This window comes from Streptosporangium sp. NPDC002721, from assembly GCF_042888905.1.
Lineage (GTDB): Bacteria > Actinomycetota > Actinomycetes > Streptosporangiales > Streptosporangiaceae > Streptosporangium.
Genome location: NZ_JBIAQI010000041.1, coordinates 31,493 through 58,272 on the forward strand (window position 1 = coordinate 31,493; position 26,780 = coordinate 58,272).

1 protein-coding gene (cut by a window edge) is annotated in these 26,780 nt (G+C 74.0%); it reads left to right on the plus strand.

The features are described 5' to 3' along the window. A protein-coding gene (locus ACFYWM_RS40045) for a type I polyketide synthase (protein WP_389925593.1) crosses the window boundary here: on the plus strand, positions 1 to 26,777 show its 3' portion. Its footprint begins 22,273 nt before the window's first position; the window shows 26,777 of its 49,050 coding nt (coding positions 22,274-49,050); its start codon lies off the left edge, out of view; its stop codon occupies positions 26,775 to 26,777. Positions 26,778 to 26,780 lie beyond the last annotated feature (3 nt).

Consider the following 26,780-nt stretch of genomic DNA (forward strand, 5'->3'; position numbering starts at 1 on the left):
TGGCCAGCCGCCGGGGCCCGGACGCCCCCGGCGCGGCGGAACTGCGGGCCGAGCTGGTCGCGTACGGCGCCGAGGTCGAGATCGCGGCCTGTGACATGGCCGATCGTGAGCAGGTGGCGGCCCTGCTGGCCGGGGTCCCGGCCGAGCACCCGCTGACCGCGGTGATCCACACCGCCGGAGTGCTGGACGACGGGACGATCCTGTCACTGACGCCCGAGCGGCTGGACACCGTGCTGCGGCCGAAGGTGGACGCCGCCTGGCACCTGCACGAGCTCACCAGGGACCTGGACCTGGCGGCGTTCGTGGTCTTCTCCTCCCTCGCCGGGGTGATGGGCAACGCCGGGCAGGGCAACTACGCCGCGGCCAACGCCTTCCTGGACGCGCTGGCCCGGTCGCGCCGGGCCGAGGACCTGCCCGCGCTCTCGCTGGCCTGGGGCGCCTGGACCCAGGACGTCGGGATGACCGGCACGCTGGACGACGCCGACATGCGCAGGATGGCGCGGGCCGGAATGCCGTCGCTCTCGGTGGAGCAGGGCCTGGCGCTGTTCGAGGCCGCGACCGCGCTCGATGAGGCGCTGCTGGTCCCGGTCCGGCTGCACCTGCCGTCGCTGCGGGCGCAGGGTGACGTACCGGCGGTGTTGCGCGGTCTGGTACGGGGTGGGCGCCGGTCGGCGGCGTCCGGCTCGGTGGTGGCCGCGACGTTGCTGCAGCGGCTGGCCCCGCTGGGCCTGGCCGAGCGCACCGAGGTCCTGCTGGACCTGGTGCGGACCGAGGTCGCGGTCGTGCTCGGACACGCGTCGCCGGAGACGGTGGAGGTGCGGCGGGAGTTCCGCGAGCTGGGCTTCGACTCGCTGACCGCCGTCGAGCTGCGCAACCGGCTGAACGGGGCGAGCGGGCTGCGGCTGCCGTCCACGCTGGTCTTCGACTACCCGACGCCGAGCGCGCTGGCGGAGTTCCTGCTGGGCGAGCTGCTCGGCGAGAACGCCGACGTGGTCATCCCCGCGTCGGTGGTGCCGGTCGCGGACGACCCGATCGTGATCGTTGGCATGGCGTGCCGCTATCCGGGCGGGGTCACCTCCCCGGAGGACCTGTGGCGGCTGGTCAGCGAGGGCGGGGACGCGATCACCCCCTTTCCGACGACGCGCGGCTGGAACCGTGGCCGCGCCGAGGGGAGCGCCGAGAGCCGGGCCGTCAACTACGTGGAGGCGGGCGGCTTCCTGCACGAGGCCGGGGAGTTCGACCCCGGCTTCTTCGGGATCTCCCCGCGTGAGGCCCTGGCGATGGACCCGCAGCAGCGCCTGCTGCTGGAGACCACCTGGGAGGCGGTCGAGCGGGCCGGGATCGACCCGACCTCGCTGCGCGGCAGCCGCACCGGCGTGTTCGCCGGGGTCATGTACCACGACTACGCGACCAGCGTGCCGTTCCCGGCGGACGTGCTGGGCTTCATGGGCACCGGTACGGCGGGAAGCGTGGCGACCGGCCGCATCTCCTACACGCTGGGCCTGGAGGGCCCGGCGGTGACGGTCGACACCGCCTGCTCGTCCTCGCTGGTGGCGCTGCACCTGGCCGCGCAGGCGCTGCGCGGCGGCGACTGCTCGCTGGCCCTGGCCGGTGGCGTGACCGTGATGGCCACCCCGAACTCGTTCATCGACTTCACCGGGCAGGGCGGGCTCGCCGGTGACGGGCGCTGCAAGTCCTACTCGGACGCGGCCGACGGCGCGGGCTGGTCCGAGGGCGTGGGCATGCTGGTGCTGGAGCGCCTGTCGGACGCGCGCCGCAACGGCCACGAGGTGCTGGCGATCGTCCGTGGCTCGGCGGTGAACCAGGACGGCGCCTCCAACGGGCTCACCGCGCCGAACGGTCCGTCGCAGCAGCGGGTGATCCGCCAGGCGCTGGCGGGTGCGAGGCTGTCGCCGTCCGAGGTGGACGCGGTCGAGGGCCACGGGACCGGTACGGTCCTGGGCGACCCGATCGAGGCTCAGGCGCTGCTGGCCACCTACGGCCAGGACCGGGACGAGGACCGTCCGCTGCTGCTGGGGTCGATCAAGTCCAACCTCGGCCACACCCAGGCTGCCGCCGGTGCGGCCGGTGTGATCAAGATGGTCATGGCGATGCGGCACGGCGTGCTGCCCCGGACGCTGCACGTGGACGCCCCGTCGTCGCACGTGGACTGGGCCTCCGGTGCGGTGGAGGTGCTGACCGAGCCGACCGAGTGGCCCGAGACAGGGCGTCCGCGCCGGGCCGGAGTGTCGTCGTTCGGCATCAGCGGCACCAACGCACACGTGATCATCGAGCAGCCCGACGCCGCGCTGGTGGCCCGTCCCCACGACCCCGACGTGGAGGAACCGCCGGTGGTTCCGGTGGTGGTGTCGGGCCGTACGGACGAGGCGTTGCGGGCGCAGGCCGGGCGGCTCGTGGCGCACCTGGAGGGTGAGCCCGGTCTCGGGCTGGCCGATGTCGCGTTCTCGCTGGCGACGTCGCGGTCGGTGTTCGAGCATCGCGCGGTGGTGGTCGGGAGCGACCGCGAGGGTTTGCTGGCGGGTGTCGGCGCGCTGAGCGCGGGTGAGCCGGTGGCCGGTGTGGTCACCGGCGTGGCGAACGTCGAAGGCAAGTCGGTGTGGGTCTTCCCGGGTCAGGGTGCGCAGTGGGCAGGGATGGGGGCCGCTCTCCTTGAGGAGTCGGCGGTGTTCGCGGGCCGGATGGCGGAGTGTGCCGCAGCACTGGAGCCGTTCGTGGACTGGTCGCTGCTGGAGGTGGTGCGGGGGGCTTCGGGGCTGGATCGGGTGGATGTGGTCCAGCCGGTCTCCTTCGCGGTGATGGTGTCGCTGGCGGCGGTCTGGGAATCGCTCGGGGTCCGCCCGGATGCGGTGGTAGGCCACTCACAAGGAGAGATCGCGGCGGCGGTGGTCGCGGGCGCTCTGTCGTTGCAGGACGGCGCCAGGGTGGTGGCGCTGCGCAGCCGTCTGATCGGCGAGCGGCTGGCCGGGCTGGGGGCGATGGCGTCGGTGGCGTTGCCGGTGGAGCGGGTGCGTGAGCGGGTGGCGGCGTGGGAGGGTCGGGTGTCGGTCGCGGCGGTCAACGGCCCGGCCTCGGTGGTGGTGTCCGGTGAGGTCCGCGCGGTCGAGGAGCTGGTCGAGCGGTTGGCCGAGGAGGGGGTGCGGGTCCGGCGGATCGCGGTGGACTACGCCTCGCACTCGGCGCAGGTCGACCTGATCGGCGAGGAGCTGGCACAGGTCCTGGCGGAGGTGGCACCAAGACCAGTACGGGTGCCGATGTTGTCGACGGTGACCGGCCAGTGGCTGGAAGGGCCGGAGCTGGGAGCCGGGTATTGGTGTGAGAATCTGCGGCGCACGGTCGGTTTCGCCGCTGCGATAGAGACGTTGCTGGAGCAGCGCCACCGTGCGTTCGTGGAGGTGAGTCCGCATCCGGTGCTGACGGTCGGCGTCGGGGAGTGCGTGGACGCGGCCGAGGTGGAGGCCGTGATCGCCGGGACGTTGCGTCGCGACGACGGCGGCCTGGATCGGGTGCTGACCTCGGCGGCCGAGCTGTTCGTCCGTGGCGTGACCGTGGACTGGCGGCAGGTGCTGCCGGGCGGTCGCCGGGTCGACCTGCCCACCTACGCCTTCCAGCGTCGGTGGTTCTGGCCCGACGGGACAGCGAGTGGTGCGGGGAACGTGACCGCGGCGGGTCTGGCCGCGACGGATCACCCGCTGCTGGGCGCGGCGGTGGGCCTGGCCGACTCGGACGGCGTGGTGCTGACCGGCCGGTTGTCACTGCGGTCGCACCCCTGGCTGGCCGACCACGCGGTGGCCGGGATGGTGATCTTTCCGGGGACCGGGTTCCTGGAGTTGGCGGTCCGGGCCGGTGACCAGGTCGGCTGCGACCTGGTGGAGGAGTTGACGTTGGCCGCCCCGCTGGTGCTGGGTGAGGATGACGCGGTCGTGGTGCAGGTGGCGGTGGGTGCGCCGGAGGAGAGCGGTCGCCGGACTGTGAGTGTCTACTCCCGGTCGGCGCAGGCCGGGGAGGAGACGCCGTGGGTGCGGCACGCCACCGGCACGCTCGCCACCGGTGCCCCGGAGGCCGTGCCGTTCGACGCGACGGTGTGGCCCCCGGCCGGAGCGACCGCGATCGAGCTGGACGGGCTGTATGACGAGCTGGCCGTTCGGGGGCTGGGGTACGGCCCGGTGTTCCAGGGGCTGCGGGCCGCATGGCAGCACGACGGAGAAGTCTTCGCCGAGGTCGCGCTGCCTGAGCAGGCGGCCTCGAACGCCGGTTCGTTCGGGGTGCACCCGGCACTGCTGGACGCGGCGCTGCACGCGGTGAGCTTCGCCGGGCTGGACGTGGCCGAGGGCGGCTGGCTGCCGTTCTCCTGGGACCAGGTGAGCCTGCACGCGGGCGGCGCGGCGCTGCTGCGGGTCCGGCTGACCAGGACGGGAACCGACTCGGTCGCGCTGACGGCGGTGGACCTGGCCGGGGAGCCGGTGCTGTCGGCGCGCTCGCTGATCGTGCGTCCCTTCACCCCCGACCAGCTCGTCGGCGCCGGTGGCGGGCGCGGGGTGGAGCGGGACTCGCTGTTCGGGGTGGACTGGGTCGCGTTGGCGGAGGTGTCGGGCGCGAGGGCCGACGCGAGCATGGTCGAGCTGAGCGGGGATCTCGCCTCGCTGGATCCGGTGCCGGACGTGGTCACGTTCACCGTGGGATCGGCGGATGCCGGGAGCGTGGTGGAGTCGACGCACGAGCTGGTCGCCCGCGTTCTGGGCCTGCTGCAGGAGTGGCTGGCCGACGAGCGGTTCGGGGCCTCGCGCCTGGTGTTCGTCACGCGGGGCGCGGTCGAGGCGCGAGAGGGCGACGTGGTCGCCGATCTGGCGGCCGCGGCGGTGTGGGGTCTGGTGCGGTCGGCGCAGTGGGAGAACCCGGGCCGCTTCGTGCTGGTCGACACCGACGACGAGTTCCCCTCGTCGATACTCGCCCTGGGCGAACCGCAGCTGGCGGTACGCGAGGGCGAGGTGCGGGTTCCGCGCCTGGCGCGGGTGGCGCCCGAGGAGGAGACCGGACGGTCGTGGGACCCCGAGGGGACGGTGTTGATCACCGGTGGCACCGGTGGCCTGGGGGGCAGCCTGGCCCGGCACCTGGTGTCCGAACGAGGCGTGCGGCACCTGCTGCTGACCAGCCGCCGGGGCCCGGACGCCCCCGGCGCGACGGAGCTGCGGGCCGAGCTGATCGCGTACGGCGCCGAGGTCACGGTCGCCGCCTGTGACATGGCCGACCGGGAGCAGGTGGCGGCGCTGCTGGCGCGGGTGGACGCCGAGCACCCGCTGACCGCGGTGATCCACACCGCCGGTGTGCTGGAGGACGCGACGATCCCGTCCCTGACACCGGAGCGGCTGGGCAGGGTCCTGCGGCCCAAGGTCGACGCCGCCTGGCACCTGCACGAGCTCACCCGCGATCTGGACCTCGCGGCGTTCGTCACGTACTCGTCGCTGTCGGGTGTGATGGGGGCACCCGGGCAGGGCAACTACTCGGCCGCGAACACGTTCCTCAACGCCCTGGCGCAGGCGCGCCGGGCCGAGGGGCTGCCCGCGCTGTCGCTGGCCTGGGGCGCCTGGACCCAGGAGACCGGGATGACCGGCACGCTGAGCGACGCCGACATGCGGCGGATCACCCGGACGGGCATGCCGCCGCTCTCGGTGGAACAGGGGCTGGCGCTGTTCGACGCCGCCGGGCGGGTGGCCCGGCCGGTGGTGATCCCGCTCCGGCTGGAGCTGGCGGTGCTGCGCGCCCACGGCGAGGTGCCGGCGTTGTTGCGGGGGCTGGTACGGGGTGGGCGCCGGTCGGCGGCGTCCGGCTCGGTGGTGGCCGCGACGTTGCTGCAGAAGCTGGCCCCGCTGGGGGCGGCCGAGCGCGCCGAGGTCCTGGTGGACCTGGTGCGTATCGAGGTGGCCATGGTGCTGGGCCACGTCTCGCCGGAGACGGTGGAGGTGCGGCGGGAGTTCCGCGAGCTGGGCTTCGACTCCCTCACCGCCGTGGAGCTGCGCAACCGGCTGAACACGGTGACCGGGCTGCGGCTGCCGTCCACGCTGGTCTTCGACTACCCGACGCCGACCGTGCTGGCGGAGTTCCTGCTGGCCGAGCTGCTCGGCGAGGACGCCGACGCGATCATCCCCGCGTCCGTCACGCCCCTGAGCGACGATCCGATCGTGATCGTGGGCATGGCCTGCCACTTCCCCGGTGAGGTCGACTCCCCGGAGGACCTGTGGCGGCTGGTCTCCGAGGACGGGGACGCGATCTCCGAGTTCCCGACCACCCGCGGCTGGGACCTGGGGGCGCTGTACGACCCGGATCCGGCGAAGCGGGGCACCAGCTACGTGCGCGAGGGCGGTTTCCTGGAGAGCGCCACGCAGTTCGACCCGGGGTTCTTCGGGATCTCGCCGCGTGAGGCCCTGGCGATGGACCCGCAGCAGAGGTTGCTGCTGGAGACGTCGTGGGAGGCGATCGAGCGGGCGGGCGTGGACCCGACCTCCCTGCGCGGCAGCCAGACGGGCGTCTTCGCGGGCATCTTCTACCACGACTACGGGATGGGCGCCCAGTTCCCGCCGGAGGCGATGGGCTTCGTCGGCACCGGTACGGCGGGAAGCGTCGCGACCGGCCGCATCTCCTACACCCTCGGCCTGGAGGGCCCGGCGGTGACGGTGGACACCGCCTGCTCGTCCTCCCTGGTGGCACTGCACATGGCGGCGCAGGCGCTGCGCTCGGGTGACTGCTCGCTGGCCCTGGCCGGTGGTGCGACCGTGATGGCCACCCCGGTGGCGTTCATCGACTTCAGCGCCCAGGGCGGGCTCGCCCCCGACGGCCGGTGCAAGACGTTCTCCGACACCGCGGACGGCACCAGCTACTCCGAGGGCGTGGGCATGCTGGTGCTGGAGCGCCTGTCGGACGCCCGGCGCAACGGTCACCGGGTGCTGGCGATCGTCCGTGGCTCGGCGGTGAACCAGGACGGTGCCTCCAACGGCCTGACCGCTCCGAACGGGCCGTCGCAGCAGCGGGTGATCCGCCAGGCGCTGGCGGGTGCGAGGCTGTCGCCGTCCGAGGTGGACGCGGTCGAGGCACACGGCACCGGCACGACGCTGGGCGACCCGATCGAGGCGCAGGCACTGCTGGCCACCTACGGCCAGGACCGGGACGAGGACCGGCCTCTCCTGCTGGGGTCGATCAAGTCGAACCTCGGTCACACCCAGGCGGCCGCCGGTGTGGCCGGTGTGATCAAGATGGTGATGGCGCTCCGGCATGGTGTCCTGCCCCGGACGCTGCACGTCGACGCCCCCTCCTCGCACGTGGACTGGTCGGCCGGTGCGGTGGAGCTGCTGACCGAACCGACCGAGTGGCCGGAGACGGGCCGTCCGCGCCGGGCGGGTGTGTCGTCGTTCGGGATCAGCGGCACGAACGCGCACGTGATCCTGGAGCAGGGTCCGGTGGAGGTCGCGGGACCGGCGTCGGACGAGCCTGCGGATGTGGTGCCGTGGGTGGTGTCGGGCAAGAGCGAGGAGGCCGTCCGGGCGCAGGCGCGTCGTCTGGGCGCGCACCTGGAGGCGAACGGCGATCTTGGCCTGGTGGATGTGGGGTTGTCGCTGGTGGTGTCGCGGTCGGTGTTCGAGCATCGCGCGGTGGTGGTCGGGAGTGACCGTGAGGGTTTGCTGGCGGGTGTGGGTGCGCTGAGCGCGGGTGAGCCGGTGTCTGGCTTGGTCACCGGCGTGGCGAACGTCGACGGCAGGTCGGTGTGGGTGTTCCCGGGTCAGGGTGCGCAGTGGGTGGGGATGGGGGCTGCTCTCCTTGAGCAGTCGGCGGTGTTCGCGGGCCGGATGGCCGAGTGTGCCGCAGCACTGGAGCCGTTCGTGGACTGGTCGCTGCTGGAGATGGTGCGGGGGGCTTCGGGGTTGGATCGGGTGGATATGGTCCAGCCGGTCTCCTTCGCGGTGATGGTGTCGCTGGCGGCGGTGTGGGAGTCGCTCGGGGTCCGCCCGGATGCGGTGGTGGGCCACTCACAAGGAGAGATCGCGGCGGCGGTGGTCGCGGGCGGGTTGTCGTTGCAGGATGGTGCGCGGGTGGTGGCGCTGCGTAGCCGTCTGATCGGTGAGCGGCTGGCCGGGCTGGGGGCGATGGCGTCGGTGGCGTTGCCGGTGGAGCGGGTGCGTGAGCGGGTGGCGGCGTGGGAGGGTCGGGTGTCGGTGGCGGCGGTCAACGGCCCGGCCTCGGTGGTGGTGTCCGGTGAGGTCCGCGCGGTCGAGGAGCTGGTCGAGCGGTTGGCCGAGGAGGGGGTGCGGGTCCGGCGGATCGCGGTGGACTACGCCTCGCACTCGGCGCAGGTCGACCTGATCGGTGAGGAGCTGGCGCGGGTCCTGGCGGAGGTGGCACCAAGACCAGTACGGGTGCCGATGTTGTCGACGGTGACCGGTCAGTGGCTGGAAGGGCCGGAGCTGGGAGCCGGGTATTGGTGTGAGAATCTGCGGCGCACGGTCGGGTTCGCCTCGGCGGTGGAGACGTTGCTGGAGCAGCGCCACCGGGCCTTTGTCGAAGTGAGTCCGCATCCGGTGCTGACGGTCGGCATCGGGGAGTGCGTGGACGCGGCCGAGGTGGAGGCCGTGATCGCCGGGACGTTGCGTCGTGACGACGGCGGCCTGGACCGGGTGCTGACCTCGGCGGCCGAGCTGTTCGTCCGTGGCGTGACCGTGGACTGGCGGCAGGTGCTGCCGGGCGGTCGCCGGGTCGACCTGCCGACCTACGCCTTCCAGCACCAGAGGTTCTGGCCGAACGCGCGGCAGGGCGGGGACGCTCGCGGGCTCGGGCTGGCCGCGACGGATCACCCGCTGCTGGGCGCCGCCGTGGGCCTCGCCGGCTCGGACGGCGTGCTGCTGACCGGTCGCGTGTCGGTGAGCGCGCAGTCCTGGCTGGCCGATCACGTGGTGGCGGGTTCGGTGGTGGTGCCGGGGACGGCGTTCGTGGAGCTGGCGGTCCGGGCCGGTGACCAGGTCGGCTGCGACCTGGTGGAGGAGCTGACGCTGGACGCCCCGCTGGTGCTGGGCGAGGACGAGGCGGTCGCGGTCCAGATCGCGGTCGGCGCGCCGGAGGAGAGCGGTCGCCGGAACGTGAGTGTGTACGGCCGTCCGGCGGACGCCGCTGACGACGTGCCGTGGGTGCGGTACGCGACAGGCACGCTCGCGGTCGGTGCTCCGGAGGCCGTGCCGTTCGACGCGACGGTGTGGCCCCCGGCCGGGGCGACCGCGATCGAGCTGGAGGGGCTGTACGAGGACCTGGCCGAGGGCGGCTTCGCCTACGGTCCGGCGTTCCAGGGACTGCGGGCGGCCTGGCGGCGCGACGACGAGGTGTTCGCCGAGCTGAGGTTGTCGGAGCAGACCGGTGGGGCCGCCTCGTTCGGGCTGCACCCGGCGTTGCTGGACGCGGCGCTGCACGCGGTGCCGTTCGCCGGGCTGGAGCCGGTGGAGGGTGGCCGGATGCCGTCCGCCTGGGCACAGGTGTGCCTGCACGCGGGTGGCGCCTCGGCGCTGCGGGTGCGGCTGGCCAGGACGGGGCCGGACGCGGTGTCGCTGAGCGCGGTGGACGCGGCCGGGGAGCCGGTGCTGTCGGCGCGGTCGGTGGTGCTGAGGCCGGTCTCGGCGGAGTGGCTGGGAGCCGCCCCCGACGGTCGCGAGGCAGGCCGGGACACGTTGTTCCGGGTGGAGTGGGCGCCCGTGGCTTCTTCGCCGGAAGCCGACGGGGTACCGGTGGCGGTGCTGGGTCCGGACACGCTGGGCGTCGCTCCCGCGTTGCGGGCCTCCGGGGAACCGGACGGCCTCCCGGTGTACGCGGAGCTGTCCTCGCTGGCGGAAGCGGAAGTAGAAGCGGTGCCGGCCGTCGTGCTGGTGGAGGCGGTCCCGGATCCGGTGGACGGAGTGGTGGAGTCGGCGCACGCGCTGGCCGCTCGCGTTCTGGGCCTGTCGCAGGGCTGGCTGGCCGATGACCGGTTCGCCGATTCACGGCTGGTGTTCCTCACCCGGGGCGCGGTCGCGACCGGTGCCGCCGTGGAGGACGGCGCGGCGCCGGACCCGGTCGCGGCGGCGGCGCGAGGGTTGGTCCGCAGTGCCCAGTCGGAGAACCCCGGCCGTTTCGGGCTGATCGACGTGGACGATCAGGAGTCCTTGCTCGCGGTGCTGCCCGGGGTGCTGGCCTCGGGCGAGCCGCAGGTGGCGGTACGCGGGGGCGAGGTGTGGGTGCCTCGCCTGACCCGAGTCACGTCCAGCTCCGACCCGACGGCTCCGGGTGAGGACAGCCGGGCCTGGGACCCGGAGGGCACGGTGCTGATCACCGGTGGCACCGGTGGTCTGGGCGCGCTGTTCGCGCGGCACGTGGTGGCCGAGCGCGGCGTACGGCACCTGCTGCTGGCCAGCCGCAGGGGCCCGGACGCGCCCGGCGCGACGGAGCTACAGGCTGAGCTGATCGCCCACGATGTCGAGGTCACGATCGCCGCCTGCGATATGTCCGACCGAAATGCAGTAGCGGCGCTGCTGGCGCAAGTGGACGCCGAGCATCCGCTGACGGCGGTGATCCACACCGCCGGTGTGCTCGCCGACGGCACGATCCCCTCCCTTACGCCCGAGCGGCTGGAGGCTGTGCTGCGGCCGAAGGTGGACGCGGCCTGGCACCTGCACGAGCTCACCCGCGACGCGGATCTGGCGGCGTTCGTGGTGTTCTCCTCCATGGCGGGGGTGATGGGCAACGCCGGGCAGGGCAACTACGCGGCGGCGAACGCGTTCCTCGACACGCTGGTCCAGGCGCGCAGGGCCGAAGGGCTGCCCGGACTGTCGCTGGCCTGGGGCCTGTGGGCGCAGGAGACCGGCATGACCGGCGGGCTGGGGACGATAGACCTGCAGCGGATGGCGCGGGCCGGGATGCCGGCGCTGCCCGCCGAGCAGGGGCTCGCGACGTTCGAGCTGGCCGCCGCGTCGGACCACGCGGCGGTGGTGGCCGCGCGGCTGGAGCTGTCGGTGCTGCGCACGTTCCCCGAGGTGCCGCACCTGATGCGCGGCCTGGTGCGCGCGGGACGCCGCCTGGCGGTCTCCACCTCGGCGGGCGGGGACGCGGAGCTGGTACGGCGGCTGGCCGGGCTGGACGAGGCCGAGCAGGTGCGGCTGGTGGTTGAGCTGGTACGCGCCCAGGCGGCGGCCGTGCTGGGGCACGCCTCGGGAGAGGCCGTCCAGCCCGGCCGGGAGTTCCGCGAGCTGGGCTTCGACTCCCTCACCGCCGTCGAGCTGCGCAACCGGCTGAACGTGGCCACCGGGCTGCGGCTGCCCGCGACGTTGGTGTTCGACTACCCGACGCCGACGGTGCTGGCGCGATTCCTGGTGCCGGAGCTGCTCGGCCGGCAGGACCTGGCCGTCGGGTCGGGTCCGGTGGCCGGGCCGAGGGCGTCGGTGGCGGACGACCCGATCGTGATCGTGGGCATGAGCTGCCGGTTCCCCGGCGGGGCGAACTCGCCCGAGGAGCTGTGGCGGTTGCTGTCCGAGGGCGGGGACGCGATCTCGTCCTTCCCCGCCGACCGGGGCTGGGACCTGGAGATGCTGTCGGCGGGCTCCGGCGGTCAGGGCGGCAGCGCGACCGGCCAGGGTGGCTTCCTCGCGGACGCGGCCGGGTTCGACGCGGGGTTCTTCGGGATCTCGCCGCGTGAGGCGCTGGCGATGGACCCGCAGCAACGGTTGCTGCTGGAGGGGGTGTGGGAGGCGGTCGAGCGGGCCGGCATCGACCCGGTCTCGCTGAAGGGCAGCTCCACCGGGGTGTTCGTGGGCACCAACGGCCAGGACTACGCGAGCCTGGTGATGAACGCTCAGGCGGACGTACAGGGTCACGCCATCACCGGTATGGCGGCGAGCGTGCTGTCGGGCCGGCTGTCCTACACCCTGGGCCTGGAGGGCCCGGCGGTGACGGTGGACACCGCCTGCTCCTCCTCGCTGGTCGCGATGCACATGGCCGCGCAGGCGCTGCGCTCCGGCGAGTGCGGCCTGGCGCTGGCGGGCGGTGTCACGGTGATGACCACCCCGCTCGGGTTCATCGGCTTCAGCGCCCAGGGCGGGCTGGCGCCCGACGGCCGGTGCAAGGCGTTCTCCGACGATGCCGACGGCACCAGCTGGTCCGAGGGCCTGGGCGTGCTGGTGCTGGAGCGCCTGTCGGACGCGCGCCGCAACGGCCACGAGGTGCTGGCGATCGTCCGTGGTTCGGCGGTGAACCAGGACGGCGCCTCCAACGGTCTGACGGCGCCGAACGGCCCGTCGCAGCAGCGGGTGATCCGCCAGGCGCTGGCCAGTGCGGGGATGACCCCCGCCGAGGTGGACGCGGTCGAGGCGCACGGCACCGGCACCAGGCTGGGTGACCCGATCGAGGCCCAGGCGCTGCTGGCCACCTACGGCCAGGACCGGGACCGTCCGCTGTTGCTGGGCGCGATCAAGTCGAACCTGGGCCACACCCAGGCCGCGGCAGGTGTCGCGGGTGTGATCAAGATGGTGATGGCGATGCGGCACGGCGTGCTGCCCAGGACGTTGCACGTCGACGAGCCGTCCTCGCACGTGGACTGGGCCTCGGGTGCGGTGGAGCTGCTGACCGAGGCGACCGAGTGGCCGGAGAACGGCCATCCGCGCCGGGCGGGGGTGTCGTCGTTCGGCATCAGCGGCACCAACGCCCACGTCATCCTGGAACAAGGACCGCAGGTCGAGGCCGCGACGGCGACACCGGGCGCGGACGTGCCGCCGGTGCTGGTGTCGGCCCGTACGGCGGAGGCGTTGCGCGCGCAGGCCGGGCGGCTGGCCGCGCACCTGGGGGAGCGCGCCGAGGTGGCGCCGGCAGACATCGCGTTCTCGCTGGCCACGACCCGTCCGGCGTTCGAGCACCGGGCGGTGGTGCTCGCCGCCGACCGCGACGGGGTGCTGGCCGGGCTGGACGCCCTGGCCGAGGACCGGCCGAGCGCGAGCGTGGTGCGCGGCGTCGCGGGCGGCGAGCCGAGGCTCGCGGTGCTGTTCACCGGCCAGGGCAGCCAGCGGGCCAGGATGGGCCGCGAGCTCTACGACCGGTTCCCGGTGTTCGCGCGGGCGCTGGACGCGGTGATCGCCGAGCTGGAGCCGATGCTGGACGGGTCGCTGCGCGAGGTCCTGTTCACCGGACAGGCGGACGCGCTGGACCAGACGGGGTGGGCGCAGCCGGCCCTGTTCGCGGTGGAGACCGCCCTGTTCCGGCTCGTCTCCTCGTGGGGTATCCGGCCGGAGGTGCTGGCCGGTCACTCGATCGGGGAGATCACCGCCGCCCACGTGGCCGGTGTGCTGTCCCTCCCGGACGCGTGCGCGCTGGTGGCGGGCCGGGCGCGGCTGATGCAGGCACTGCCGCCCGGCGGGGCGATGGTGTCGGTACGGGCCGCAGAGGAGCGGGTCGCCGAGCTGCTGGCCGGGCACGAGGAGCAGGTGTCGATCGCGGCGGTGAACGGTCCCGCCTCGGTGGTGATCGCCGGAGCCGAGGAGCCGCTGCTCGCGATCGTCGCGGCGCTGGAGGACGGCGGGGTGAGGACAAGGCGGCTGCGGGTGTCGCACGCGTTCCACTCCCCGTTGATGGAACCGATGCTGGAGGACTTCCGCGCGCTGGCGAGCAGGCTCACCTACAACCCACCGAAGATCCCCGTGGTGTCCACCCTGACCGGGGAGACGGCCACGGCGGAACAGCTGTGCTCGCCGGACTACTGGGTGGAGCAGGTACGCGGCACGGTCCGCTTCGCCGACGGCGTCCGCACCCTGCACGGCCGGGGCGTGCGGGCCTACCTGGAGCTCGGCCCCGACGGCGTGCTCACCGCCATGGCCCAGGACACGCTGGCGGCGGACCCGGATCCGGACCTGGACCAGGGCCCGGACGTGGTGCTGGTGCCCGCGCTACGCGGCGACCGGGACGAGCACGAGGCCGTCACCGAGGCGATGGCCCGCCTGCACGTGCACGGCGTGCCGGTCGACTGGCGGGCGGTGCTGCCGCGCGGTCGCCGGGTCGACCTGCCCACCTACGCCTTCGAGCACCGGCGGTTCTGGCCCGAGAACGGCGCCCCCGCCAGGGGTGCCGCCGCGGCGGACCCGGTGGACGCGGAGTTCTGGGCCACCATCGAGCGCGAGGACCTCCAGTCCCTCGCGGCACGGCTGGACGTGGAGCAGGAAACGCTCGGCTCGGTGCTGCCGGCGCTGACGTCGTGGCGCCGGGCGCGGCGCGAGACGTCCGTCGCGGACTCCTGGCGCTACCGCGTCGTCTGGAAGCCGCTGGCCGGTGTCTCGGCCGAGGTCGTGCCGGGCACCTGGCTCGTCGTGGTGCCCGCGGAACCGGCCGGTGACGCCTGGGTGGAGTCCGTGGTCCAGGTGTTCGGGGCGGCGGCCGTACGGCTGGAGGTGTCCGGCCAGGACCGAGCCGCGCTCGCCGGGCTGGTGCGCGAGCACCTGGGTGCGTGCGAGGCGTCGGTCGAAGGGCTGGCCGGGGTGGTCTCGCTGCTGGCGCTGCGCGAGTCCGCGGAACAGGACGTCTCCGACGTCTCGGCGCTGACGACGACCTTGCTGCAGGCGCTGGGCGACGCCGGTGTCGAGGCGCCGCTGTGGTGCCTCACGAGGGGCGCGGTCTCGCTCGGGCGGTCCGACATGGCGCCGGTCCCGGCCCAGGCGGCGGTGTGGGGCCTCGGCCGGGTGGCCGCGCTGGAGTACCCGCAGCGCTGGGGCGGCCTGATCGACCTTCCGCAGGCGCTGGACCGGCGGGTGGTGACCGGGCTGGCGGGCGTCCTCACCGTGCCCGGCCTCGAGGACCAGGTGGCGATCCGCTCGACCGGCGTCCACGGCCGCAGGGTCGCTCACGCTCCCTACCGGGGCACCGACGCCACGCCGCGACCGCGCGGCACGGTCCTGATCACCGGTGGCACCGGCGCGCTCGGCGCGCACGTGGCCCGGTGGCTGGCCGCCCAGGGCGCCGAACACCTCGTACTCACCAGCAGGCGGGGCATGGAGGCCGAGGGCGCGGCCGGGCTGCGCGACGAGCTGACCGCGCTGGGCGCCAGGGTGAGCGTCGTGGCGTGCGACGTGGCCGACGCGGACGCGCTCGCCGCCGTGCTCGCCGACCTCCCGGCCGAGTACCCGCTGACCGGGGTGGTCCACGCCGCGGGCGTCAGCCCGGCGAACAGCCTGGACGGGCTGGACGCCGGCGAGCTCGCCGAGGTGATGCGGGCGAAGGTCACCGGCGCGCTGAACCTCGACGCGCTGCTGGGCGACCGCGAGCTCGACTTCTTCGTCATGTTCTCCTCGATCGCCGCGATGTGGGGCAGCGGCGGCCAGGCGGCCTACGCCGCGGCCAACGCCTCCCTCGACGCCCTCGCCGACCGGCGGCGGGCACGCGGGGCCGTGGCGACCTCGGTCGCCTGGGGCCCGTGGGCCGGGGACGGCATGGCCGCCGCCGACGGGGCACAGGACTACCTGTCCAGGCGCGGCGTGCGGGCGATGGCGCCGGGAGCGGCCGTCACCGCCCTGTGGCGGGCGGTCGCGCACCGGGACGCGACGGTGGCCGTCGCGGACATCGCCTGGGAGCAGTTCGCCCTGACGTTCACCGCCGTACGGCAGAGCGCCCTGCTCGGCGACCTGCCGGAGGTGCTGAGCCTGGCCGAGGCGGGACGTGCCGTCAGGGAGGAGGAGCAGTCGGCCGTCTCCGCCCTGCGGGCGCGGCTGCGCGAGCTGCCGGCGGGCGAGCGGTCGCAGGTCCTGCGGGGCATGGTCCGCGAGCAGGTGGCCGTGGTGCTGCGGCACTCCGGCGCGGAGGCCGTCGAGGTCGAGCGGGCCTTCAAGGACCTCGGGTTCGACTCGCTGACCGCGGTCGAGCTCCGCAACGCGCTCCGCGCCGCGACCGGCCTGAGCCTGCCCGCGACGATGGTGTTCGACTACCCGACACCGGCCGTCCTGGCGGACTTCCTGCTGGCCGAGATACTGGGTGAGGTGCCGGGCGAGGCGTCGGGCGAGCAGGCGCACGCGGGGACGCCGTCGGCCGTGGTGCCGGTGGCGGACGACCCGATCGTGATCGTGTCGATGGCGTGCCGCTACCCGGGCGGGGTGAGCTCTCCGGAGGACCTGTGGCGGCTGGTCGCCGAGAACCGGGACGCCATCACCCCCCTGCCCCGGGACCGGGGCTGGCAGACGCGTGGCGAGCTGGACTTCCAGGGCGGGTTCATCCGCGACGCGGCCGACTTCGACCCAGGCTTCTTCGGGATCTCGCCGCGTGAGGCCCTGGCGATGGACCCGCAGCAGCGGCTGCTGCTGGAGACGTCCTGGGAGGCGATCGAGCGGGCCGGGATCGACCCGGTCTCGCTGCGCGGCAGCCGCACCGGCGTGTTCGCCGGGGTGATCTACCACGACTACGGGACGAGCGCCGACTTCCCGCCGGACGTGATGACCTTCGTCAGCAACGGCAGCGCCGGGAGTGTCGTCACCGGTCGCGTCGCGTACGCGCTGGGGCTGGAGGGCCCGGCCGTGACGGTCGACACGGCGTGCTCGTCGTCGCTGGTGGCGATGCACATGGCCGCGCAGGCACTGCGCTCGGGTGAGTGCAGTCTCGCCCTGGCCGGAGGCGTGACGGTGATGGCGTCGCCGCTGGTGTTCGTCGACTTCAGCGGTCAGGGCGGGCTGTCGCCCGACGGCCGCTGCAAGGCGTTCTCCGACGCGGCCGACGGCACGACCTGGTCCGAGGGCGTGGGCGTGCTCGTGCTGGAGCGGCTGTCGGACGCGCGCCGCAACGGCCACCAGGTGCTGGCGGTCCTTCGTGGTTCGGCGGTGAACCAGGACGGCGCGTCGAACGGGCTGACGGCGCCGAACGGTCCGTCGCAGCAGCGGGTGATCCGTCAGGCTCTCGCCGCTTCGGGGTTGTCGTCGGCCGAGGTGGACGTGGTCGAGGCGCACGGCACCGGCACCACGCTGGGTGACCCGATCGAGGCGCAGGCGCTGCTGGCGACGTACGGCAGGGAGCGGGGCGAGGACCGCCCGCTGCTGCTGGGGTCGATCAAGTCGAACATCGGTCACACGCAGGCCGCGGCCGGTGTGGCCGGTGTGATCAAGATGGTCATGGCGATGCGGCACGGTGTGCTGCCCAGGACCTTGCACGTCGACGAGCCGTCCTCGCACGTGGACTGGGCCTCGGGTGCGGTGGAGCTGCTGACCGAGCCGGCCGAGTGGCCCGAGAACGGCCATCCGCGCCGGGCCGGGGTGTCGTCGTTCGGGGTCAGCGGCACGAACGCGCACATGATCCTGGAGCAGGGGCCGGAGGCGCCGCGGGCCGAGCATCGGGCGGAGGGCACGGCGCCGTGGGTGATCTCGGGCAAGACCGATCAGGCGCTGCGCGATCAGGCGGCTCGTCTGGGCGCGCACCTGGAGGCGAACGGCGATCTTGACCTGCTGGACGTGGGGTCGTCGCTGGTGGTGTCGCGGTCGGTGTTCGAGCACCGCGCGGTGGTGGTCGGCGGCGAGCGCGAGGGCCTGCTGGCGGGGCTCGCCGCCGTCGAGGCCGGTGAACCGGCGTCCGGGACGATCACGGGTGTGGCGGACGTGGACGGCCGGATGGTGTGGGTGTTCCCGGGCCAGGGGGCACAGTGGGCCGGGATGGGGGCTGCTCTGCTGGAGGAGTCGGCGGTGTTCGCGGGCCGGATGGCGGAGTGCGCGGCGGCACTGGAGCCGTTCGTGGACTGGTCGGGCTGGTCGCTGCTGGAGGTGGTCCGGCAGGCGGAGGGCGCTCCGGGGCTGGATCGGGTGGACGTGGTGCAGCCGGTGTCGTTCGCGGTGATGGTGTCGCTGGCGGCGGTGTGGGAGTCGCTGGGGGTTCGTCCGGATGCGGTGGTGGGTCACTCGCAGGGGGAGATCGCGGCTGCGGTGGCCGCGGGCGGTCTGTCGTTGCAGGACGGTGCGCGGGTGGTGGCGTTGCGCAGTCGTCTGATCGCCGAGAAGTTGTCCGGGCGTGGGGTGATGTTGTCGGTGATGGCTCCGGTGGAGCGGGTGCGTGCGGCGCTGGCCGCCGACGACCTGCTGGACCGCATCTCGATCGCGGCGGTCAACGGGCCCGGGGTGGTCACGGTCGCCGGTGACGGCGAGGCGGTGCGGGTGCTGGAGCGGAGGTTGTCGGCCGAGGGTGTCATGCGCTGGCAGCTTGCGGGTGCGGACTTCGCCGCGCATTCCCCCCAGGTCGAGCGGTTCCGCGAGGAACTGTTGACGGACCTGGCGGAGGTGGCACCGCGCACGAGCCGGGTGCCGATGCTGTCGACCGCGACCGGGCGGTGGCTGGACGGCTCGGAGCTGGACGCGGGCTACTGGTACGAGAACGTGCGGCGGACGGTGGAGTTCGGATCGGCGGTCGAGCAGCTGTTGCGGGAGCGCTATCGGATCTTCCTTGAGGTGGGTTCGCATCCGTTGCTGGCGTTGGGGATCGAGCAGGCGGTGGACGCGGCGGGGGTCGGCGCTGCGGTGGTCGCCGGGACGTTGCGCCGCGACGAGGGCGGCCTGGACCGGGTCCTGCTGTCGGCCGCCGAGCTGTTCGTGCGCGGCGTGACCGTGGACTGGCGGCAGGTGCTGGCGGGCGGCCGCCACGTCGACCTGCCCACCTACGCCTTCCAGCATCAGCGGTTCTGGCCGGGGCCGAGGCATGGTGGGGACGCGCGGGCGTTGGGTCAGGCGTCCACGGGGCATCCGTTGCTGGGTGCGGCGGTCGGGCTGGCCGGTTCGGACGGGGTGTTGCTGACGGGTCGGTTGTCGGTGGCGTCGCACGCGTGGCTGGCCGATCATGTGGTGGCCGGTTCGGCGGTGGTGCCGGGCTCGGCGTTCGTGGAGCTGGTGGTGCGGGCGGCCGACCAGGTGGGTTGCGCGGTGGTGGAGGAGCTGAGCGTGCGGGCGCCGCTGGTCCTGGACGGGACCGGCGCGGTGGCGGTGCAGGTGCGGGTCGGCGAGGCGGAGGAGTCGGGTCGCCGGGCGGTGAACGTGTACGCGCGTCCGTCCGAGGCCGAGGAGAGCCGGGCCTGGGTGCGGCACGCGACCGGGACGCTCGTGGCCGGTGTCGCGCAGGGGATGTCGTTCGACGCGGCGGTGTGGCCCCCGGCCGGGGCGAGCGTGATCGAGCTGGAGGGGTTGTACGAGGACCTGGCGCGGGAGGGACTGGAGTACGGTCCGGCGTTCCAGGGGCTGCGGGCGGCGTGGCGGGGAGCCGAGGGCGAGATCTTCGCCGAGGTGAACCTGCCCGAACAGGCACAGTCGAGCGCGGGCACGTTCGGGCTGCACCCGGCGCTGCTGGACGCGGCGCTGCACGCGGTGGGCTTCGCCGGGCTGGACGCGGCGGATCGTGGCCGGTCGCCGCTGTCCTGGGGCGGGGTGTGCCTGCACGCGGGCGGGGCGTCGGTGCTGCGGGTGCGGCTGGTCAGGACCGGCGGTGACACGGTGTCGCTGAGCGCGGTGGACGCGACCGGGGAGCTGGTCGTGTCGGCGGACTCGGTGGTGGTCCGGCCGGTTCCGGCCGAGTGGCTGGGGGCCGTTTCGGCCGGTCGTGGGATCAGCCGGGAGGCGCTGTTCGGGGTGGAGTGGGTCGCGCTGGGTGAGGTCCCGGCGGCCGAGCCGGTGGCGGTCGCCGTCCTGGGGGCGGCGGCGTTCGCAGCGGGTGCGGAACCGGTGTACGCGGATCTGGACTCGCTGGCCGGGGCGGCTCCGGTGCCGGACGTGGTGGTGGCCGAGGTGGTCTCCGATCGGGCCGACGGTCCGGTGGAGTCGGCGCACGCGCTGACCGGCCACGTGCTGGACCTGCTGCAGCGGTGGCTGGCGGACGAGCGGTTCGAAGCTTCGCGGCTGGTGTTCGTCACCCGGGGCGCGGTCGCGACCGGTGAGGAGGAGGTGGTCACCGATCTGGCGGCCGCGGCGGTGGGTGGCCTGGTCCGGTCGGCGCAGTCGGAGAACCCTGGCCGGTTCGTCCTGGTCGACCTGGACGTGGCCGACGACGACGGCGATGGCGGCGATGGCGGCGACGACGGCGATGGCGGCGACGCGGTGGAGCCGGGCCGGTCGGTGCCGGCGGGCACGGACGCCGCGACGGTGCCGGTCTCGGTGCTGGCTTCGGTGCTGGCGTCGGGTGAGCCGCAGGTGGCGGTGCGCGACGGTGAGATGTTGGTGCCGCGCCTGGCCCGGGTGGCCCCGGCCCGGCAGGCGGAACGGCCCTGGAACCTGGAGGGCACGGTCTTGATCACCGGTGGTACCGGTGGTCTGGGCGCGCTGTTCGCGCGGCACGTGGTGGCCGAGCGCGGCGTACGGCATCTGCTGCTGACCAGCCGCAGGGGCCCGGACGCGCCCGGCGCGACGGAGCTGCGGGCCGAGCTGATCGCGCACGGCGCCGAGGTCACGGTCGCCGCCTGCGATGTGTCGGACCGGGAGCAGGTGGCGGCGCTGCTGGCGCGGGTGGACGCCGAGCATCCGCTGACGGCGGTGATCCACACCGCCGGTGTGCTCGCCGACGGCACGATCCCGTCCCTCACCCCCGAGGGCCTGGAGGCGGTGCTGCGGCCGAAGGTGGACGCCGCCTGGCACCTGCACGAGCTCACCCAGGATGCGGATCTCGCGGCGTTCGTGGTGTTCTCCTCGTTCGCCGGGGTGATCGGCAACGCCGGGCAGGGCAACTACGCGGCGGCGAACACCTTCCTGGACGCGCTGGTCCAGGCGCGCCGCGCCCGTGGGCTGGCGGGCTTGTCGCTGGCCTGGGCGCTGTGGGCGCAGGAGACCGGGATGAGTAGCTCGCTGGGTGAGGTCGATCTGCGCAGGATGGCGCGGGCCGGGATGCCCGCGTTGTCGGCCGAGCAGGGGCTGGCGGCGTTCGAGGCGGGCCTGGTGGCGGGGCGTGCGTTGGTGGCGGTGGCGCGGTTGGACCTGTCGGTGTTGCGGGCGGCTCCGGAGGTGCCGCACCTGCTGCGCGGCCTGGTACGCACGGGCCGCCGGTCGGCGGTCTCGACCGCGGCCGGTGGGGATGTGGAGCTGGTGCGGCGCCTGGCCGGGCTGGAGCACGCCGAGCAGGTGCGGCTGGTGCTGGAGCTGGTACGCGCCCAGGCGGCGGTGGTGCTGGGACACGCCTCGGCCGAGACGGTCCAGGTGCGGCGGGAGTTCCGGGAGCTGGGCTTCGACTCCCTCACCGCCGTCGAGCTGCGCAACCGGCTCAACGCCGCCACCGGGCTGCGGCTGCCCGCGACGCTGGTGTTCGACTACCCGACACCGACGGTGCTGGCGGAGTTCGTGCTGTCGAAGCTGCTCGGCCGGCAGGACCTGGCCGTCGTGTCCGGTCCGGTGGCCGGGACGAGGACGGCGGTGACGGACGACCCCGTGGTGATCGTGGGGATGAGCTGCCGGTTCCCCGGCGGTGTGGACTCCCCGGAAGGTCTGTGGCGGTTGCTGCTCGACGGCGAGGACGCGACCTCGCCGGTCCCGGCCGACCGGGGCTGGGACCTGGGGATGCTGTCCGGGACGAGCCTCGATGTCCGGGGCGGGTTCCTGGCGGACGCGGTGGGATTCGACGCGGGGTTCTTCCGGATCTCGCCGCGTGAGGCCCTGGCGATGGACCCGCAGCAGCGGTTGCTGCTGGAGACGTCCTGGGAGGCGGTCGAGCGGGCCGGGATCGACCCGGCCTCGCTGAAGGGCAGCCACACCGGCGTCTTCGTCGGTACCAGCGGCCAGGACTACGCGAGCCTGATCGTGAGCGCCCAGGCGGACATCGGGGGGCACGGTGTCACCGGTCTGGCGGCGAGCGTGCTGTCGGGCCGGCTGTCCTACACCCTGGGCCTGGAGGGCCCGGCGGTGACGGTGGACACCGCCTGCTCCTCCTCGCTGGTCGCGATGCACATGGCCGCCCAGGCGCTGCGCTCCGGCGAGTGTGATCTGGTGCTGGCCGGTGGAGTGACCGTGATGACCACCGCGCTGGGATTCATCGGCTTCAGCGCCCAGGGCGGGCTGGCGCCCGACGGCCGGTGCAAGGCGTTCTCCGACGGCGCGGACGGCACCAGCTGGGGCGAGGGCGTCGGCATGCTGGTGCTGGAGCGGTTGTCGGACGCGCGGCGCAACGGTCACGAGGTGCTGGCGATCGTGCGTGGTTCGGCGGTGAACCAGGACGGCGCCTCCAACGGTCTGACGGCGCCGAACGGTCCGTCGCAGCAGCGGGTGATCCGCCAGGCGCTGGCGAGCGCGGGGATGACCCCCGCCGAGGTGGACGCGGTCGAGGCGCACGGCACCGGCACCCGGCTGGGTGACCCGATCGAGGCCCAGGCGCTGCTGGCCACCTACGGCCAGGACCGGAACGAGGACCGGCCTCTCCTGCTGGGGGCCGTCAAGTCGAACATCGGCCACACGCAGGCCGCTGCCGGTGTCGCCGGTGTGATCAAGATGGTGATGGCGATGCGGCACAGCGTACTGCCCAGGACCTTGCACGTCGACGAGCCGTCCTCGCACGTGGACTGGGCCTCGGGTGCGGTGGAGCTGCTGACCGAGGCGACCGAGTGGCCGAGGAACGGCCATCCGCGCCGGGCGGGGGTGTCCTCGTTCGGCATCAGCGGCACCAACGCCCACGTCATCCTGGAACAAGGACCGCAGGTCGAGGCCGCGACGGCGACACCGGACGCGGACGTGCCGCCAGTGCTGCTGTCGGCCCGTACGGCCGAGGCGTTGCGCGCGCAGGCCGGGCGGCTGGCGTCGTTCCTGGACGGCGAGCCTGACCTGAGCCTGGCCGACACCGCGTTCTCGCTGGCCACGACGCGGTCGGCGTTCGAGCACCGGGCGGTGGTCCTGGCCGGAGACCGTGACGGTGTGCTGGCCGGGCTGGGCGCGCTGGCCGAGGACCTGCCCGGCGCCGGTGTGGTACGCGGCGTCGCGGCAGCGGAACCGAAGCTGGCGGTGCTGTTCACCGGCCAGGGCAGCCAGCGGGCCGGGATGGGCCGGGAGCTCTACGACCGCTTCCCGGTGTTCGCGCAGGCGCTGGACGAGGTGATCGCCGAGTTCGACCCGCTGCTGGAGGGGTCGCTGCGGGACGTCCTGTTCGGCGACCGGGCGGAGGAGCTGGATCGGACCGGCTGGGCGCAGCCCGCGCTGTTCGCGGTGGAGACCGCCCTGTTCCGCCTCGTCTCCTCGTGGGGCATCCGGCCGGAGGCGCTGTCCGGGCATTCGGTCGGGGAGATCACCGCCGCCCATGTGGCCGGGGTGCTCTCGCTGGCCGACGCGTGCGAGCTGGTGGCCGCGAGGGCGCGGTTGATGCAGGAGTTGCCGTCGGGCGGGGCGATGGTGGCGGTGGCGGCACCGGAGGAGGAGGTCGCCGCCCTGCTGGTCGGCCGGGAGGACGAGGTGTCGGTCGCGGCGGTGAACGGCCCGTCCTCGGTGGTGATCTCCGGGGTCGAGGAGCCGGTTCTGGAGATCGCCGCCACCCTGGAGGAGCGTGGAATCAGGACGAAGCGCCTGCGGGTGTCGCACGCCTTCCACTCGCCGCTGATGGACCCGATGCTGGAGGACTTCCGGGCGGTGGCCCGCGGGCTGTCCTACGACCCGCCGAAGATCCCCGTGGTGTCCACCCTGACCGGGGAGACGGCCACGGCCGAGCAGTTGTGCTCGCCGGACCACTGGGTGGACCAAGTGCGCGGCGCGGTCCGCTTCGCCGACGGCGTCCGCACCCTGCACGCGCAGGGCGTGCGGGCGTACCTCGAACTGGGCCCCGACGGGGTGCTGACCGCGATGGCCGACGGCACGCTCGAGGCGGACGCGCACGACACCGGCGTGGTGCTGGTGCCGGTGCTTCGCAAGGATCGGGACGAGCACACGGCGGTGATGGCGGCGCTGGCCGAGCTGCACGCGCACGGGGTGCCGGTCGACTGGCGGCGGGTGCTGCCGGGTGGCCGCCGGGTCGACCTGCCCACCTACCCCTTCGAGCACCGGCGCTACTGGCCCGAGACATCCGGCCCCCGGGTGGGGAACATGGCGGCCGCCGGACTCGCGTCCACGGGGCATCCGTTGCTGGGTGCGGCGGTCGGGCTGGCCGGTTCGGACGGGGTGTTGCTGACCGGGCGTCTGTCGGTGGCCTCGCATGCGTGGCTGGCCGATCATGTGGTGGCCGGTTCGGCGGTGGTGCCGGGCTCGGCGTTCGTGGAGCTGGTGGTGCGGGCGGCCGACCAGGTGGGCTGCGCGGTGGTGGAGGAGCTGAGCGTGCGGGCGCCGCTGGTCCTGGACGGGACCGGCGCGGTGGCGGTGCAGGTGCGGGTCGGCGAGGCGGAGGAGTCGGGTCGCCGGGCGGTGAACGTGTACGCGCGTCCGGCCGAGGCCGAGGAGAGCCAGGCGTGGGTGTGCCACGCGACCGGGACGCTCGTGGCCGGTGTCGCGCAGGCGGCGCCGTTCGACGCGGCGGTGTGGCCCCCGGCCGGGACGACCGCGATCGAGCTGGACGGGCTGTATGAGGAGCTGGGATACGGTCCGGCGTTCCAGGGGCTGCGGGCGGCGTGGCGGGGAGCCGAGGGCGAGGTCTTCGCCGAGGTGAGCCTGCCCGAGCGGGCCGGTGGTGCCGCTTCGTTCGGGCTGCATCCGGCGCTGCTGGACGCGACGCTGCACGCGCTGCTGGACCCGTCGGACGGCCGGATGCCGCTGTCCTGGGGCGGGCTGTGCCTGCACGCGGGCGGGGCGTCGGAGCTACGGGTGCGACTGGTCGGGACGGGGCCGGACACGGTGTCGCTGAGCGCGGTGGACGCGACCGGGGAGCCGGTCGTGTCGGCGGACTCGGTGGTGGTCGGACCGGTTCCGGCCGAGTGGCTGGAGGCCGTTTCGGCCGATCGTGAGATCAGCCGGGAGCCGCTGTTCGGGGTGGAGTGGGTCGCGCTGGGTGAGGTCCCGGCGGCCGAGCCGGTGGCGGTCGCCGTCCTGGGGGCGGCGTCGTTCGCAGTGGGTGCGGATCTGGAGGCGCTGGCCGGGGCGGCTCCGGTGCCGGACGTGGTGGTGGCCGAGGCGGTCTCCGATCGGGGCGACGGTCCGGTGGAGTCGGCGCACGCGCTGACCGGCCACGTGCTGGACCTGCTGCAGCGGTGGCTGGCCGATGATCGTTTCGCTGACTCGCGACTGGTGGTCCTCACCCGGGGCGCGGTCGCGACCGGTGAGGATGAAGTGGTCACCGATCTGGCGGCCGCGGCGGTGGGTGGCCTGGTCCGGTCGGCGCAGTCGGAGAACCCTGGCCGGTTCGTCCTGGTCGACGTGGACGACCGGGAGTCCCCGCTCACGACGCTGCCCCGGGTCCTGGCCTCGGGCGAGCCGCAGGCGGCGGTACGCGACGGTGAGGTGTGGGCCCCGCGCCTGGCCCGGGTGGCCCCGGCCAGGCAGGCGGAACGGCCCTGGGCCCCGGAGGGCACGGTGCTGATCACCGGTGGCACCGGTGGTCTGGGCGCGCTGTTCGCGCGGCACGTGGTGGCCGAGCGCGGCGTACGGCATCTGCTGCTGACCAGCCGCAGGGGCCCGGACGCGCCCGGCGCGACGGAGCTGCGGGCCGAGCTGATCGCGCACGGCGCCGAGGTCACGATCGCGGCCTGCGACGTGGCCGACCGGGAGCAGGTGGCGGCCCTGCTGGCGCGGGTGGACGCCGAGCATCCGCTGACCGCGGTGATCCACACCGCCGGTGTGCTCGCCGACGGCACGATCCCGTCACTGACGGCTGAGGGGCTTGCCACCGTGCTGCGTCCCAAGGTGGACGCCACCTGGCACCTGCACGAGCTCACCAGGCACCTGGATCTGGCCGGCTTCGCGGTGTTCTCCTCGATGGCCGGTGTCGTGGGTGCTCCCGGGCAGGGTAACTACGCGGCGGCGAACGCCTTCCTGGACGCCCTGTCCGAGCATCGCCGGGCCGAGGGGCTGGCCGCGCTGTCGCTGGCGTGGGGCGCCTGGTCGCAGGCTCACGGAATGACCGGCACGCTGGGCGAGATCGAGATGCGCCGGATCAACCGGACCGGCATGCCCCCGCTCTCGGCCGAGCAGGGGCTGGCGATGTTCGAGGCGGCCGACGCGTCGGATCACCCGATGGTGGTGGCGGTGCCGCTGGACCTGTCGTCGCTGCGCGGCCTTCCCGAGGTGCCGCACCTGCTGCGGGGCCTGGTACGCGCGGGCCGCCGGTCGGCGGTCGCCGCCCAGGTGGGCGGGGGCGCCGATGTCGTCGAGCGGCTGGCGGGGCTGGAGAAGGCCGAACAGGTCCAGCTGGTGCTCGAACTGGTGCGGACGCAGTCGGCGGTGGTGCTGGGACACGCGTCGGTGGACGCGATCCAGGCGGGACGGGAGTTCCGGGAGCTGGGCTTCGACTCCCTCACCACCGTGGAGCTGCGCAACCGGCTCAACGTGGCGACCGGGCTGCGGCTGCCGGCGACCCTCGTCTTCGACTACCCCACCCCGGCCATCCTCGCCGAACACCTCCTGGCGGAAATCGCCCCGGGCGAGAGCAGGGCCACGGAGCTGTCGCTGCTGGCCGATCTCAACCGGTTCGAGACCGCGCTCTCCGACACCGCGCTCGACGATCTGGCCAGGAACGGCATCGCGGCCCGGCTGCGGCAGCTGCTGTCGAAGGTGAGCGAGACCGGCACGGAAACTAGTGAAATCGCGGTCGCCGGCATGCTCGAATCGGCGAGTACCAAGGACATCCTTGGCTTCATCGAAAGCGAGCTGGGCCGCCTCAAGGACTTGTGATCT